This is a genomic window from Mycobacterium intermedium, assembly GCF_002086275.1.
GTDB classification, from domain to species: Bacteria; Actinomycetota; Actinomycetes; order Mycobacteriales; family Mycobacteriaceae; genus Mycobacterium; species Mycobacterium intermedium.
The window spans coordinates 18,034-33,729 of sequence record NZ_MVHT01000044.1 but is presented as its reverse complement, the minus strand read 5'-3'; the positions used below and the strand labels follow the sequence as shown (position 1 = coordinate 33,729).

The window sequence follows — 15,696 nt, the reverse complement described above, 5'->3', positions numbered from 1 at the left end:
TGCCAGTGCGTGGATGGAGCGTGCATCACGCGTGGGTTGCGTGTGGATTGCGCGTGCATCGCGCGTGGATCGAATGCCTGCCGCAAGAAATTGTTCTGTGTAACCTATTGCCCAGCGAACTGGGGCCCAATCGTTTAGATTCCCTATGGACGGGCCCAAGTCCGGATTGAAGTAGAGCACGGTTAGTCCGGGGGGCCGGCGTAGCCGAACGGGGGGTACAACATGAACGTCGCTCGAGCGGAGTCTTACACCACTCACGTCATGCTCAGCACACGGCTGGCGACCGAGTTGGGCGAACCGCACAGCACACTTCGTGCGGTGACGCGGCGCCACGATTCCGCGGTGGTCATCAGTGCGGGCGGTGAGATCGACGCCGCCAACGAGCACACCTGGCGCCGCCTGGTGCGTGAGGCCGCCGCAATCGCCACTGCTCCGGGACCGTTTGTCGTCGACATCAATGACGTCGCCTTCATGGGGTGCTGCGCATTCGCGGTTCTGGCCGAAGAAGCGCAACGGTGCCGTCGGCAAGGCGTCGAACTGCGTGTGGTGAGTCTCGACCCAGGCGTCCAACGGGTCGTCGACGCGTGCGGCCTCTCCGGCGTGCTGCCACTTCATCCGACCGTGGAGAGCGCTCTCACTGCGGCATAGCCGGAGCTCGAACCGAGTTGCAGGGACGGGCGGACCCGAAATTGGTGCGGCTGGCCAGTTCGGGACGTTGCTAACCTTGATGTTGCTGGCGGCGTCCGCCGCCGCAGCTGACTCGTTTGCTCACCGGTCCGTAGGAGGGACGGCAAGATGTCGACCCAAAAGGACTGGGACAAAAGGGTCGGCACGTCCGACGACGTGCGACGCGTATTTGAGAACATCCCCGCAATGGTCGTCGGGTTACAGGGCCCCGACCATCGCTTCGTGGCGGTCAATGCGGCTTTCCGCGCCTTCAATCCGGTAAAGGACACCGTCGGAAAGACCGCGAAAGAGGTATATCCGGAACTCGAGAGCCAGCAGATCTACGAGATGTTCGACCGGGTGTACAAGACCGGCGAGCCACAAACCGGATCGGAGTGGCGACTGCAGGCCGACTACGAGGGTTCGGGTATCGAAGAACGGTACTTCGACTTCGTCGTCACCCCACGTCACGCCGCAGACGGCTCGATCGAGGGCGTGCAAGTCATGTTCGACGACGTCACCACGCGCGTGCAGGCGAGGCTGGCCTCCGACGCCCGAGTGGCCGAGCTGTCCGAGCGATACCGCAACGTCCGCGATTCCGCGGCGCTGATGCAGCAGGCCTTGCTCGCCCCGTCGGTGCCGGTCGTGTCGGGCGCGGATGTGGCCGCGGAGTACCTGGTCGCCGCAGAGGACACCGCCGCCGGAGGCGACTGGTTCGACGTGCTGGCCTTGGGTGACCGACTGGTGCTCATCGTCGGTGACGTCGTCGGTCATGGGGTTGAGGCCGCCGCCGTAATGTCGCAATTGCGCACCGCCCTGCGCATGCAGATCTGTGCGGGACACACCATCACCGAAGCGCTGCAGGCCGTCGACGACTTTCATCATCAGGTGCCCGGATCGCGGTCGGCCACCATGTGCGTCGCCTCGTTGGACGTCGCCACCGGCGAGTTCCAGTACTGCACCGCCGGGCACCCGCCGCCGTTGCTGGTGACGGCCGACGCCCGCTCGAAATACTTCGAACCGTCCGGCGGCGGCCCATTGGGCAGCGGCGCCGGTTTCCCGATGCGCACCGAGATGCTCGATATCGGCGACTCCGTGTTGCTCTACACCGACGGCCTGATCGAGCGCCCAGGCCGGCCGCTGACTGCCAGCACCGCCGAGTTCGCCGATCTGGCGGCCGGCATCGCCGCGGGTGTCGGCGGATTTGTCCTCGACGCCGGCGGCCGCCCGGTGGACCGCATCTGCTCGGAGACACTCGAATTGTTGCTTCGGTCCAGCGGCTACAACGACGACGTCACCTTGCTTGCGGTACAACGCCGGACGCCGACACCACCGTTGAAGCTGACGGTCGACTCCTCAATCAACGCCGCGCGGACAATAAGGTCCCGCCTGCGGCAATGGCTGACGGAGATCGGTGCCGCTGACGCCGATATCTCCGACGTGGTGCACGCGGTCTCAGAGTTCGCCGAAAATGCCGTCGAACATGGGTACGGCAAAGAGGTTCCGGACGGAATCACCCTCGAGGCGTCGCTGTCCGGCGACGGCAAATTGCATGCATCGGTGATCGACCACGGCCGGTGGAAGGACCATCGGGTCGGCGAGCAGGGCCGCGGGCGTGGACTGGCGATGGCCGAGGCGCTGGTTTCGGAGGCGCACGTGATCCACAACGCCGACGGAACGACCGCAAGCTTGACGCACCGCCTCTCCCGACCCGCGCAGTTCGTCACCGACGCGGTGGTCAGCCGGTCGACGCACCAACGGCCGATCGACAGTGAGTTCGTCTCGACCGTCACCGAGACCGGCCACATCGTCGTCCGGGGTGACGTCGATTCGCATACCGCGTCGACCCTCGACCGGCAGATCGCCGTCGAAAGCCGCTCCGGCGTCGCACCCCTGACGATCGATCTCAGCGCGGTCACCCATCTCGGCTCGGCCGGCGTCAGCGCCCTGGCAGCGGCGCGCGATCGGGCAGTCAAGCACGGCGGCGAGTGTGTGCTGGTGGCACCGCTGGGCAGCCCGGCACACCACGTCTTGTCACTGGTCCAAATACCGGTCAGCAGCGACGACAACCAGAACGTGTACGCCGACGACCGATAAAACGGTCCTGATCCGACGTGGGACTAGCGGGTCTGGCCGTGCCGCACCTGATTGAAGGGAATGCCGCGGTCGGCAGCGTATTCCCGAGGGAAATTCAGCACCCGTTCGCCGATGACGTTGCGAGCCACCTCGATGGTGCCGCCACCAATGGCGACCCCCTGCCGAGCCAGGTAGCGCAGCCCGGTTTGCAGGCCGTCGCCGATCTGCCCGACGACACCGGCGGGGCCGGCGATGGCCAACGAGGTATCCATCTCGCAGTGCACCGTCTCGGCATGAAAGAGCCTGATCAGGGTCCCACCGGCGGGCGGCAGCCGGCCGTCCCTGACGCTGCGGTAGACGTGCTCGGTCAGCTGTTCGGCCACGGCACGGTGCACCAGTGCGCGGCCGGCCAGCTCGTGCACCCTTTCGCTGTCTGCCTGGCCGGTCTTCTCGGCCAGGGCGGCATAGTCGACCGGTGTCGTGTGGCCACCTTCGCTGCCGGCGCCGCTGGCGAACTCCGAACCCATGCCGACCGCACGTCGCTCGTGGAACAGCTGCCGCGACGCCACGGCCCAGCCACCGTTCACTTCCCCGACCACGGCGTCGTCGCCAACGTCTACGTCGTCGAGGAACTCCTCGCAGAACTCGCGCGAGCCGTTCAGCTGGGTGATGCGCCGCAAGGTGATGCCGGGGTGGGTGATGGGCACCAAGAACATCGTCAGGCCTTCGTGCTTGGGCACCCCCCAGTCGGTGCGGGCCAGGCACAATCCGTAGTCGGCGGCGAAGGCACTGGTGCTCCAGGTCTTGGCGCCGTTGATCACCCAGCGGTCACCCCGGCGTTCGGCCCGGGTGATGACACCGGCCAGATCCGATCCACCGCTGGGTTCGGACAACAACTGCACCAGCACTTCCTCGCCTCGCAGCGCGGCGCCGATGTGTTGCCTCTTCTGCTCCTCGGTGCCGGTGTCGAGCAAGGTCGCACAGCAGATGGTGAAGGTGGGCGTGTTGAGAATCAACGGCATTTCATAGCGCAGCGATTCCTCGTCGAACGCCCGTTGATACTCGTAATCCAGGCCCAACCCGCCGTACTCGCGCGGGAAGCAGATCCCGGCGAATCCGCCTTCGTAGAGCCGCTTTTGCAGTTCCCGCGCGCGTTGCCATGAGGCTTCGTCGTCACGCGGCGCGGCCGGTGGGTCCAACGGGTCGATGGGCGGCATATGGTCGGCCAGCCACGCCTTGGCCCGCGCGGCGAACTCGGCAACGGATTCTTGAGCTGTCATTCAACCGATTTCGCTTTGGCATGCCAGTCGTACACCCTGCAGTTGTGTTCCTCGGGTGTGCCGAACATGGCCCGGTACAACGTAACTCGCCTCAGGTACAGGTGCAGGTCGTGCTCCCAGGTGACACCGATGCCGCCGTGCATCTGCACGCACCGCTGCACTATCTGGCCCGCCATCTCACCGACGTAGGACTTGGCGATGCTGGCCGACAGTCCGGCCGTCGTTGAGCGCGCGGCGATTTCGGCGACCGCGGCGGCGGTGGTCGCCCGACACGCCTCCAGCCACATCTTCATATCGGCGAATCCGTGTTTGAGCGCTTGATAGGACGCCAGCGGACGACCGAACGTATGCCGGTCCAACGCCCACTGGACGGTGAAGTCAAAAACGGTCTGCAGGCTGCCCACCACCTCGGCGCACTGCAGCACTTGGGCGATTTGACTCTGTCGTTCGATCACCGCGGCCGTCTCAGCGGTATCACCGACGACCGATGACGGTGGCACTGCGACATCGTCGAACTGCACGCGTGCGTATTGCTTGACCAGGTCGACGGACTCAAGCGGCGTGACGGTCAGACCAGGCGCGTCGGTCGGGACCAGAAATTGACGAACCCCAGAACTGTCCGGGTCGCAGCGCGCCACCACCAACAACACGTCGCTCTGCGCGCCGGCTTCGACCAGGTCCTTGGTGCCGCTGATGCGATAACCGCCGTCGGTCGGTGTGGCCGTCACCGCCGGGTCGAGCGGAGCCCAGGGACGACCGGGTTCCGAGACCGCCCACGATGCCACCGTTTCGCCGGAGATCAGCGACTCGATCAGATCGGCATGTGCCTCTGGTCCGCGGCTCTCGACCAGGCCCACCAACACGGTGCTCACCGGGTACAGCGGTCCCGGCGCCACGGTCTTGCCCAGCTCTTCGGCAACGGACGCCAGGTCCGAGACACCGTCACCCGAGACACTGCCACCGCCCAATTCCTCGGGCACCAGCAGCCCCGTCCATCCCAGCTGGGCGGCCCGACGCCACCAGTCCCGGTCAAAAGACTTCCCCGCCGCATGCAACTGGCGGACATGCCCCAGCGACGCTTCTTTTTGGAGAAATGCTTGGGTGGTGGAGGTAAAGAGTATCTTTTCGGGAGAGTCGACAGCGGTCATGATCTGCGAAGGAAGCAAGGGGGGAAGCTTTGGCTGATCATCGCCTAATCGGTCCTTCTGGGCCGGCGGGGTGGAAGTTCGCTGCGATTCCGATCGTAGCAACGAGAGATACGGTAAGAGATACGGGAGTTCCGTCGATAATGATGCTGACGAGCCGCAGCCATGGCTGACACCGACGAATCGCCGACAGAGTCGGCGGCGTTGAACGTCGACGCGTTGACGCTCGCCGAGCAGGCTGAAGCGGAGGCCGCCGAAGCCGAGGCACTGGCCGCCGCGGCACGAGCCCGCGCGCGTGCGGCCCGGTTGCGCCGGGAGGCTGCCTTGGGCTCGGCGGAAGGCGCGGACGACACCGGTTACAGCGATATCGACGAAGAAGACGCCCTCGCCGACGAGACGCTCATCGACGAGGACGAAGATTACGAAGACGACGACTATTACGACGACGCCGACGGTTACGACGAAGCCGAGGGTTACGAAGAGGAAGCCGAGGAAGCCGAGCCCGTCGCAAAGTCGTGGCGAGACCGACTGCGGGTGCCGAGGCCGTCGACGATCGCCAAAGCGGTCACGCTCCTTGTCATCCTGGGCTTCGTCGGAATCAGCACTTACATCGTGTGGAAGCACCACGAAGCGACGGAGCGGGAACAACGCGCCGCGGCCTTCGTGGCCGGAGCCAAACAGGGCGTCGTCAATATGACTTCCCTTGACTTCAACAAGGCCAAAGAAGACGTGCAGCGGGTGATCGACAGCTCGACGGGCGATTTCAAGAGCGAATTCCAGGCGCGCGCAGCAGATTTCACGAAGGTCGTCGAGCAGTCCAAGGTGGTCACCGAGGGAACGGTGAACGCGGCCGCGATCGAATCCATGGACGGGCACACGGCCGTGGTGCTGGTTTCGGCGACATCACGGGTCACGAATTCCGCTGGGGCCAAAGACGAACCGCGCGCGTGGCGGCTACGAGTCACGGTGACCGAAGAGGACGGGCAGTACAAGATGTCGAAAGTTGAGTTTGTGCCGTGAGCGATGACGTGCGCGACGCCGACGAGACCGCCGACGAGACCGCCGACGAGACCGAGGTCATCAAGGCATCCGAGCCGGACCCGGAAACAACCGTCCTAGAGACGGTGGACGCCGAACACGAGGCCCCCAGGGCGTTCAGCGAGGTCGAAGACCACGACGAACCCGACCTGCCCGACCTGTCCGACGAGCCTGACTTGGTCGACCACACCGACGAGTCCGATGTGACCGATGCGGCCGTGGTGGCCGACGACCAGGAGGGCGTCAAGGAGCCCGCCGCCCGGAAGAGTCGCTGGCGCCGTGATATCTGGCGTGTTCAGATCACCCTCAGACCCGTCCCCGTGATCTTGTTCGTGCTCCTGGTGATCTCGGCCAGCGCGACGGCGTGGCTGTACGTCAAGCAGTACAAGCCCGATCAGATGACCAACGCCAAAGTCGCACGCGAGGTGATCAACGCCGCGTCGGAAGGCACCGTCGCGTTGCTGTCGTACTCACCCGACACGCTCGACAAGGACTTCGCGACCGCCAAGTCGCACCTGGGTGGGGACTTCCTGTCCTATTACGACCAATTCACGCAGCAGATCGTGGCGCCGGCGGCCAAGCAGAAGTCGCTGAGAACCACCGCTCACGTGATGCGTGCGGCGGTGTCCGAGTTGCATCCGAATGCGGCCGTGGTGCTGGTGTTCGTAGACCAGAGCACGACCAGCAAGGAGCATCCCGATCCGACGATGGCGGCAAGCAGCGTGTTGGTGACGATGGCTCGCGTCGACGGTAAGTGGCTGATCACCAAGTTCACGCCGGTCTAGCGGCGATCGCAAGCGCGGCGAAGCCGGGCGCAGCGGGTCGCCGCCATCTGGTCCGGCGATCGCAAGCGCGGCGAAGCCGGGCGCAGCGGGTCGCCGCCATCTGGTCCGGCGATCGCAAGCGCGGCGAAGCCGGGCGCAGCGGGTCGCCGCCATCTGGTCCGGCGATCGCAAGCGCGGCGAAGCCGGGCGCAGCGGGTCGCCGCCATCTGGTCCGGCGATCGCAAGCGCGGCGAAGCCGGGCGCAGCGGGTCGCCGCCATCTGGTCTAGCTCGAAGCTCAGATCGCGAACGCGCGGCGCAAGGAGCGGGCATGCAATGCCCAGTTCTCTTGCGATACAACCCAACTCGGCACCACCGAGTCGAATCCATTGAAGGTTGCCGCGAACACGTGTAGCTCGGTGTGCACGTAGGCATGCAGCAACCGGTTCGCGTAGCTGATGGCTTCGTCGCGGCACGGGTCGATCGCCGCGCAACTGATGAACGTCGGCGGCAAGCCTTCCAGGTTGGCTCGGTGCCCGGGGACGTGCTGCCCCGATGGGGTGGCGTGCCCGAGGTAATGGCCCCATGCGCGGCTCACCGCCTGGCCATTGAGGCCGGGCGTGCGCTGGAACTCACGCCGTGACGGCGTCGCATCGGAGTCCAGCATCGGCTGATGCAGGATCTGCAACAGGATGCGTGGGCCCTCGTCGTCGAACATGCGCTGGGCCAGGCTGGCGACGAGCGCCCCACCCGCATCACGTCCCATTACCGCCAGCCGCCCGGCGTCAACGTCAAGTTCGGCGCTGTGCTCGACGACGTAGCGCAGACCCGCCTCGAGGTCGTCGATGGCCGCCGGACACGGATTCTCCGGCGCAAGCCGGTAGTCGACCGATACCACCAGGCAACCGGCCGCCCGGGCCAGTTCGACGCACTGCGGGTGGTCGGTGTCCAGGTTGCCGGTGACGAAAGCACCGCCGTGCGCGTAGATCAGCACGGGCAGCCCGGATCCGGTATCCCCGCGGTACAAACGAAGATTCACCTGCTGACCACCGGCACCGGTGATGGAGCGGTCGTCGACGGCGACGCCGGTGGTGTCGACCTTCGCGGCCCGTTCGGCGGCGACCCGGTTGGCGTGTTCCCGCTCGGCGGGCAGAGTTTCCAGGCTGAATTCGACGATTTCCAGCTCGGCGGCGGCTTCCCTCAGCGCCGGGTCGATGCGGCTAAGGCCTTGTGGCCGGGTGAGATTCGTCTGCGTCATGCAAACCCTTCTTCGAGGTAAACCTGCGACTCCATCTGATGACAGATGCGGTAGTTCGCACCGCGAGCTGTCAGCGACCACGTGATCCAGCTGGATCGGTGTGCACGACGTCGGATTCTATTGCCGTGAGACTCCAGCGGTTCAGCAGGATGCAGCGGGCCAGTCCGCCGTTCAGTGCTTCGGCCGACCTCGGTGGTGACGTCTGACACGTGCTTCAGCCGGCTGGCCACCACGGGGCCCGGTGCCGGTCGAGTCACCGCCTTCGAAGCTTCGTTGCTATTTATATTATGATAGCGACATTCATGCCCAGGGAGGAGCGCTGATGTCGCTCAGCACCGATCGCTTCGATTCTGAGGGCCAGGCCCTGGCCCTCGACTTCACCGGCGAAACCAGCCCGTACCCGTTTTTCGAACAGATGCGGCGTACCGATCCGGTGTGGCATGGCAGCCTGCAGGACACCTCGCAAATACCGGAAGAACTGCGCCCCAAGGACGAGTGGGTCCTGTTCGGCTACGACGACGTCTTTCACGCCTTCCGCGACGACCGCATCTTCACCTCAGCCGAATACGACAAGACCATCGGTCTGGTGATGGGCCACACCATCCTGGCAATGGGCGGCAAGGAGCACCACGACCATCGAAACCTAGTGGCCAAGGCGTTCCGGGCCACGGCGCTGGAACGCTGGGAACCGTCGGTCATCGGTCCCGTGTGCGATGCACTGGTCGACGAGATCAAAGAGCGCGGCGAAGCGGATCTGGTCAAGGCGGTCACGTTCGAGTTCCCCACGCGGATCATCTCGGTCCTGCTCGGACTTCCCCCCGAGGATCTCGACCTGTTCCGCCGGCTTTCACTCGACCTCATCTCCATCCCCACCGACATCATGGCGGGGTTGACAGCCGCGGCCGAACTGCACGGCTACTTCCTCGAACAGGTCGAGCAACGGCGCCGCAAACCCACCGACGACATCATCGGCGATCTGGTTGCCGCCGAGATCGACGGCGAGAAACTCTCCGACGAGGCCATCATCGCGTTCCTGCGCCTGTTGCTACCGGCGGGACTGGAGACCACCTACCGCTCCTCGGGCAATTTGCTGTACCTGCTGCTGACCCACCCGGAACAACTGGACATGGTTTACCGGGACCGGTCGCTGATACCGATGGCGATCGAAGAGGGCCTGCGGTTCGAGACACCGCTGACCATGGTTACGCGGACCACCACGCAGGACGTCGAGATCGGCGGTAAGACCATCCCCGAGGGGGCGCAGGTCGACATGTGTATGGGCTCGGCCAACCGCGACGAGACCCGTTGGACCGACCCGAATACCTTCGACATCCGCCGCCCGCGGCAGGCCCACATCTCCTTCGCCGGCGGCATCCACATGTGCCTCGGCATGCACCTGGCCCGCATGGAGACCCGGGTGATGCTGAACAGCCTGTTCGACCGGGTCCAGGACCTGACCTTCGTCGCCGACGACGGGACCGGCGTGGAGTCAAAGATCGTCGGACTCACCTTCCGGTCGCCGAACAAACTTCCGGTCACCTTCGCCCCCGCCCCATGAAAAGCCGCGCGGCGATCCTGCACGATGTCGGCGGGCCGTGGTCTGTCGAGGAATTCGAGCTGGACGCTCCGCGCGCGGGCGAGGTTCTGGTTCAGCTGGCGGCCGCCGGGTTGTGCCACTCCGACGACCACATCCTCAAGGGCGACATGTCGGCGCCCAACGAGGTGCTGCGATCGCTGGGTTTGCCCACCATGTTCCCGACGATCGGTGGGCACGAAGGTTCCGGCATCATCCGCGAAATCGGTCCTGGTGTCACCGATTTCGCCGTCGGCGACCACGTGGTGATGTCATTCGTCGCCGTCTGCGGTCAATGTCGTTGGTGCGCTTCGGGTATGGAGTACATCTGCGATGCGGGCATCGGCACCATGACCCCTGGTATGCCCACCGACGGTACGTTCCGCCATCACACCTCCGACGGCCGGCCGTTGGGCCACATCTCGAAGGTCGGCGCCTTCGCCGAACACACGGTGGTGTCGACGAATTCGCTTGTGAAGATCGAACCCGATCTGCCGCTGGTACCGAGTGCCCTGCTGTCCTGCGCGATTCCGACGGGTTACGGCTCGGTGGCGAATCGTTCCGGCATGCGTGCCGGCGATACCGTCGTCGTCGTGGGAGCCGGCGGAATCGGTACCGGCGCCATCCAGGGTGCGCGGATCAACGGGGCTGCTCAGATCGTCGCCGTCGACCCGGTGGACTTCAAACGGAAATCGGCTGAGCTCTTCGGCGCTACGCACACTGCCGCTTCGGTGGCCGAAGCGCTGGATCTGGTGCGGGGCCTGACCTACGGCGTGATGGCCGACGCGGTGGTGGTTTCGCCGTCGCTGATCACCCCCGACGACGTCCGCGACTCGCTACAACTCACCCGCAAGGGTGGTACCTGCGTGCTGACGGGCATGACTTCGCAACTGACGCGGTCGGTCAAAATCGATTTGCAGGACTTCATTTTGATGAATAAGACCTTGGCGGGCACGGTATTTGGCTCGTGCAACGGCAAAGTCGACATCCCCCGTCTGGCCAAGCTCTACCAAACCGGCCAATTGCAGCTCGATGAGATGATCACCAGGCGTTATCGGCTCGACGACATCAATGACGCCTACCAAGACCTACTCAACGGCGAAATCGTCCGAGGAGTAATCGATTTCGGTATCGCCTAGCAGGTTGCCGGCGGCGGGGCGGTGTCAAGAAGCGGCGTGCCTTCGGGAATGACGTAGAGCACTTCGAGCACCACCCGTGTCTTCCCGAAGTTTCTGCCGTCGTGCACATGCTCGGGACCGCTGGGCTCGATGAACGAGTCACCCGGCTTGTAGACGGCGTCGACCCTGCAGTCACTGCCGAAATGCCACAAGGTCCCTTCCTTGACGACGGCGATGACGTGGCCTCGGTGCCAGTGCCAGCCAATGCTGCCGCCCGGTTCGATCGTGGTATCGCGAACGATGAACTTTCTTCCCTGGTCCGAACTTTGCGCGACGACGTCGTAGTCAACGCTGGGAGTTGACGACGGTCCGATGAGCTGGTGACCCAGCCAACCACCGAGGGCAAGCAGAACCACGATGAAGACGACATTTCTCAGCACGAGTTGCGTGGTGCTGGTTGTCTTTTCGCGCATTGCCACCCCGTATCACTGAAACACATCCGGCGACCGAGCGGGACCCCTTGGTCCGTGCCGCGAGATCGCCGGCCGGGTACGCACGTCTTCGCCACGATGTCCGCACCCTGTCCGGCCCGCCCGACAGCAGCTACCGGCCCCCGCCGCGCCCGGTGATGCATGCACTGCCGCCATCTAAAGCCGCGACCGACGGCAATTACCTTCCCATTCCAGCCTGTGAGGTTTCTGTGAGCTCGGCTTCACGGGGTGTGACCTGCGACGCGACTAGTCCTTCTTGGCTTTGTCGCGTTGTTCCGCGATGGCTCGCAGCCGCTTGAGTCGCATCAGCTTTTCCACTTGCCCGTACGCATCGATGGGGCTGTGTAGCGCCAGCCCCCCGTCGGCGTGTACCACTTGTCCCGTCACCCACGACATCTCGAGGATGCCGACGATCGCTCCGGCCACATCGTCCGGCTCGCCCAAGCGACGCAAAGCTGTTTTCTTGGACACGCCGTCGATCCACGCCGGCCATGTCTCGGCGTTGGGCAGCATCGGGGTTCGGGTTACGCCGGGTCCGACGGCATTGACCCGGATGCCGTGGACACCCCACTCCACCGCCGCGACCTTCACCAGCATGTCCACACCGGCCTTGGAGACGCAGTAGGCGCCCATGTCGCGGTCGGCGACGGTGCCGCTGATGCTCGAGACCGCGACGATCGAACCCTCCACTTCGGCATCGATCATGGCCTGGGCGGCGGCGCGGATCGTGTACCAAGTCCCGGTGAGATTGACCGACAGCACCCGCTCCCACTCCGCGGGTGGCACCTTCAACAACAGGCCGGACGACCCGATACCGGCGGAAGTCACGACTCGAGTGGGCACTCCGTGCTCCCGGACGGTTTGCTCCATCGCCGCCGTAACGGCGTCGGCATCGCTGACGTCGCAGTCGATGTCTCCCCCCGACACGTCCCACACCACCACGTTGTGACCGGCCTCGCGCAGCATATCGGCGACCGCCCGTCCGATCCCCGATCCGCCGCCGGTGACCAGCGCAGTGCGGGCGCTCACGCCGCCAACCTCGCAACACGGCGCCCAAGACTGGGCTGGAAATTGCCGGTACAAGTCGGGTAAGGGGCAGCTAGCACGTCTACAGTTTCCGCCCTGGCGTCACGGGGCTGAGAGCCGGGTCGCCGAGTGTGAACGGCTCGACTCAGTCGGCGACCTTGGCCAGCGTCCGGTCCCACAACTGACCTGCGAGGTGGGGGTCGTAGGCCGATCGGTGGGCTTTTGCGACCTTGCGCTTCGAGTAGTACTCACCCGGCCGCCAATCAATTCCAGGCGTGCTCGAAGCGAGCCAGACCAACTGGTCGGCTCCCTCGTCGGCCGACAGCGTGAATCGCTCGAGGGGTGAGTAACGCTTCATGAAGTTCAAGAACTTCGAGCCCGATGCGTCACCGAAGTTGGAGTTGACATAGCCGGGATGAAAGGTCGCAGCCGCGACTCCCTGTGAGTGGTACCGGCGGTGTAATTCCCTGGTGAACAGGATGATTGCGAGTTTGGTGCGGGCGTAAGCGAGGCTGGGCCTGGACTGGGCGGTGTTCTCCAGTTGATCGACTGTGACGCGGGGCAGCAGCTTCTGCGAGTTGCTGGTGGTGTTGAGCACCATGGCGCGGGATTCGACCAGCACGTCCATCAACTGCGTGGTGAGCAGAAACGGCGCCAGGTAGTTCACCTGATACGTCCGCTCGTATCCGTCACCCGTCATGACGACGGCCGTGCTCATGCCGCCGGCGTTGTTGGCCAGTACGTCGATGCGCGGGTATTCCGAGCGGAGCTTGTCCGCCAGGGCCCGCACCTGGGACAGGTCGGAGAAGTCGGTGACGAAATAGTCCGCGCCCAACTCCGTCGCCACCGCTTTGGTCTTGATTTCCGAGCGGCCGACGACGACAACCTTTTCCCCGTTCCGGGTCAGTCGCCGGGCTGCAGCGGCACCGATGCCGTCGCTGGCACCGGTGATGACAATCGTCTTCTGCGTCATATCAGACCAGAGTGTAGCGAACCGGCAGGTGCTTGAGCCCGCCGACGAACGTGGTCGCCATGAACTGGGGATCTCCCGCCAGCTCAATGGATTTCAGCCGCGGCAGCAACTCGGTGAAGAAGCTGCTGACCTCCATGCGGGCCAGTGCGGCGCCCATGCAGAAGTGCACGCCGTAGCCAAAGGCCACGTGCTTGTTGGGTTCACGCCCGACGTCGAAGCGGAACGGGTCGTCGAAGACGTCCTCGTCGCGGTTGGCGGAAACATAGGAGAGCAGCACGGATTCGCCCGCCGCGATCGGTGTTCCACGCACCTCGGTGTCCGCGGAAGCGGTGCGCATGAAATGCTTGACCGGGGTAACCCAACGAATCATCTCCTCAGTGGCGTTGGGAATGAGTGCGAGGTTGTCGCGCAGGCGCTGCAGCTGATCCGGGTGCTCGACGAGGGCATGCAGGCCGCCCGAGATGGTGGCGCTGGTGGTGTCGTGGCCGGCGGTGGCGACGATCAAGTAGTAGGACACGGTTTCGATGTCCGACAGCGGCTCGCCGTTCACGCGGGCATTGGCGATAGCGGACGCGAGGTCTTCGGTGGGCTGCTCGCGGCGCGAAGCCGTCACCCCGTTGAAGTATTGGAACATGTCCAGCAGCGCCGGCAACTGCTCTTCAGCCGAAGTGCCGCGTCTGAATTCGCTGTCGTCGCTGCCGAACAGCTCCTGGGTCAGCTTGAGCATGCGCGGGAAATCTGCTTCCGGGATGCCGAGCAGCGACATGATCACGTAGAGCGGGAAATTGACCGCCACCTCCTGCACGAAGTCGCATTCGGGCCCGCACTCCATCATTTTGTCCACGTATATCTTGGCCAGCTCGTCCACGCGAACCTTCAACGCCCGCATCGCCTTTGGCCGAAACCAGTCCGAGCCGATCGCGCGGACCACCCGGTGTTGCGGGTCGTCGAGGTGGATCAGCGTGCGGACACCCACCGCCGCCTGCATCTCGTCGCCCTCCACCGTGGCCAGAAGCGGTCGCGGCCAGTTGGTGAACAGCATGTTCTCGCGCTCGATGTGCATGACATCGGCATATTTGGTGATCGCCCAGAACGGCTTGTAGTTCGGCACCTCCACCCACGACAGGGGGGCGTTGGTGCGCAGGTGGGTCAGCGCCGCGTGCAGCTGCGGCTCATCGGTGTACGCCTGGGGGTCCGCCAGCACCTTGGCGGCGTCGTCTCGGACCTTGGCTGGAGCGCTCATTGGTGAAACTCCTTGAGTGCGGCACTAATACAGTTCTGCGATGCGGCAAAGAAAATCGGCAGTGCACGGTCGACGACGCCCTCGCAGCGCTCGCGCAGGGCCGCGCCGATCTCCTCGACCGGGCCGACTACGGCGAATGTCCGCAACATCTCATCGTCGAGGAGCGAGGCCATGGTGTCCCACTCGCCCTGCTTGGAGAGGCGGTGCAGCTCGGGCTGCAGATCGCCCCAACCGTGGACCTCGAGGACCTTGCGATATGCCGGCGTGGATCCGTAGAAAGCGATCTGCTTACGCGCGGCGGCCATCGCCTTCGCGAGTTCGTCATCGTTCTCGCCGGTAGCGACCATCACCTCGGCCGACACCTCGAACTCGCTGCGGTCGCGACCCGCGCGTTCCAAGCCGCGCCGCAGCACCGGCAAGGTCACCTCGGTAAGAAACCGCTTGGAGACCATCGGGTGGCCGAGATGGCCGTCGGCGACCTCGCCGCACAGTTCGGTCATCGCCTCACCGACGGCGGCCAGGAAGATCTTCGGCGGCGGGTACGGCTGCGGTTCGGGCGTGAACATCGGCGTCATGATCTTGTGGGTGTAGAACTCGCCCTCGAACTGCAGTTTTCCGCCGTCCCGCCACGCGGACCAGATGGCGTGCAGCGCCGCGACGAATTCCCGCATGCGACGCGCCGGATGGCTCCACGGCATGCTGAACCGCTTCTCGATATGAGGCTGAATCTGGGTTCCCAGCCCTAGGATGAAGCGGCCTTCGGAGTACGCCTGTAAGTCCCAACCCAAATTGGCGACGATCATCGGGTTGCGCGCGAAAGCGACCGCGATGTTGGTGCCGAGTTCGATGCGTGACGTGTGCTCGGCGGCCAGTAGCAGAGGAAGGAAGGGGTCATGACTGGTTTCGGCCGTCCAGCCCCCGTCATACCCACGCTGTTCCAGGTTGCGGGCCGCGTCGGCGGCTTTGGCGAGCTGATTCGGAATTCCACCGTCGACCTTGAGGCGGGCGGCGCTACCCATGCGGGCAACTTTACAGTAAGCGATCCA

The 15,696-nt window shown here is 64.8% G+C and carries 14 protein-coding genes; 6 read left to right on the top strand and 8 right to left on the bottom strand.

The features are described 5' to 3' along the window. The first annotated feature begins 222 nt into the window (after positions 1-222). Together BST27_RS16435 and BST27_RS16430 are read left to right on the top strand one after the other, a co-directional pair. Positions 223-648 (top strand): anti-sigma factor antagonist, encoded by a 426-nt coding sequence (locus BST27_RS16435; protein ID WP_069417283.1) that lies wholly within the window; start codon positions 223-225, stop codon positions 646-648. Between the two features lie 147 nt (positions 649-795). After that, positions 796-2,763, top strand: coding sequence for a SpoIIE family protein phosphatase (locus tag BST27_RS16430; RefSeq protein ID WP_069417282.1), 1,968 nt, complete (start codon positions 796-798; stop codon positions 2,761-2,763). Positions 2,764-2,786: 23 nt separating this feature from the next. On the opposite strand, the gene BST27_RS16425 is transcribed toward BST27_RS16430, so the two are convergent. Beyond that, complete coding sequence (locus BST27_RS16425; protein WP_069417281.1) at positions 2,787-4,022, bottom strand: acyl-CoA dehydrogenase family protein; 1,236 nt, start codon at positions 4,020-4,022, stop codon at positions 2,787-2,789. Continuing rightward, positions 4,019-5,170 (bottom strand): acyl-CoA dehydrogenase family protein, encoded by a 1,152-nt coding sequence (locus BST27_RS16420; protein WP_069417280.1) that lies wholly within the window; start codon positions 5,168-5,170, stop codon positions 4,019-4,021. The genes BST27_RS16425 and BST27_RS16420 overlap by 4 nt, the downstream gene beginning before the upstream one ends. 162 nt (positions 5,171-5,332) lie before the next feature. Here BST27_RS16420 and BST27_RS16415 point away from each other — a divergent pair, with 162 nt between their 5' ends. Together BST27_RS16415 and BST27_RS16410 are read left to right on the top strand one after the other, a co-directional pair. Next, on the top strand, positions 5,333-6,187 hold the full coding sequence (locus BST27_RS16415) for a hypothetical protein (RefSeq protein ID WP_069417279.1): 855 nt from the start codon (positions 5,333-5,335) through the stop codon (positions 6,185-6,187). A gap of 194 nt (positions 6,188-6,381) precedes the next feature. Then, entirely contained in the window at positions 6,382-6,990 is a 609-nt protein-coding gene (locus BST27_RS16410) for a hypothetical protein (protein WP_276014998.1), read from the top strand. Between the two features lie 276 nt (positions 6,991-7,266). On the opposite strand, the gene BST27_RS16400 is transcribed toward BST27_RS16410, so the two are convergent. Beyond that, positions 7,267-8,226, bottom strand: coding sequence for an alpha/beta hydrolase (locus BST27_RS16400; RefSeq protein ID WP_069417278.1), 960 nt, complete (start codon positions 8,224-8,226; stop codon positions 7,267-7,269). Between the two features lie 322 nt (positions 8,227-8,548). Here BST27_RS16400 and BST27_RS16390 point away from each other — a divergent pair, with 322 nt between their 5' ends. Both BST27_RS16390 and BST27_RS16385 read left to right on the top strand, forming a co-directional pair. Continuing rightward, positions 8,549-9,784, top strand: coding sequence for a cytochrome P450 (locus tag BST27_RS16390; protein ID WP_069417276.1), 1,236 nt, complete (start codon positions 8,549-8,551; stop codon positions 9,782-9,784). Then, positions 9,781-10,938: a Zn-dependent alcohol dehydrogenase gene (locus tag BST27_RS16385; RefSeq protein WP_069417275.1), complete on the top strand. Its 1,158-nt coding sequence runs from the start codon at positions 9,781-9,783 to the stop codon at positions 10,936-10,938. The genes BST27_RS16390 and BST27_RS16385 overlap by 4 nt, the downstream gene beginning before the upstream one ends. Here the strand turns inward: BST27_RS16385 and BST27_RS16380 are convergent. The 5 genes from BST27_RS16380 to BST27_RS16360 all read right to left on the bottom strand — a co-directional run bounded on the left by BST27_RS16380 (position 10,935) and on the right by BST27_RS16360 (position 15,669). Next, a complete protein-coding gene (locus BST27_RS16380; protein WP_069417274.1) occupies positions 10,935-11,390 on the bottom strand; it encodes a cupin domain-containing protein in 456 nt (151 codons plus the stop codon). The two genes, BST27_RS16385 and BST27_RS16380, sit on opposite strands and share 4 nt — an antisense overlap. A 264-nt stretch (positions 11,391-11,654) precedes the next feature. Further along, the gene (locus BST27_RS16375; RefSeq protein WP_069417273.1) at positions 11,655-12,437 is read right to left on the bottom strand and encodes an SDR family NAD(P)-dependent oxidoreductase; all 783 of its coding nucleotides are present in this window, start codon (positions 12,435-12,437) and stop codon (positions 11,655-11,657) included. A gap of 142 nt (positions 12,438-12,579) precedes the next feature. Next, complete coding sequence (locus BST27_RS16370; protein ID WP_069417272.1) at positions 12,580-13,407, bottom strand: SDR family NAD(P)-dependent oxidoreductase; 828 nt, start codon at positions 13,405-13,407, stop codon at positions 12,580-12,582. A gap of 1 nt (position 13,408) precedes the next feature. Beyond that, the gene (locus BST27_RS16365) at positions 13,409-14,650 is read right to left on the bottom strand and encodes a cytochrome P450 (RefSeq protein WP_069417271.1); all 1,242 of its coding nucleotides are present in this window, start codon (positions 14,648-14,650) and stop codon (positions 13,409-13,411) included. Further along, on the bottom strand, positions 14,647-15,669 hold the full coding sequence (locus BST27_RS16360) for an LLM class F420-dependent oxidoreductase (RefSeq protein WP_069417270.1): 1,023 nt from the start codon (positions 15,667-15,669) through the stop codon (positions 14,647-14,649). Before BST27_RS16360 ends, BST27_RS16365 begins: the two co-directional genes overlap by 4 nt. Positions 15,670-15,696: the final 27 nt, after the last annotated feature.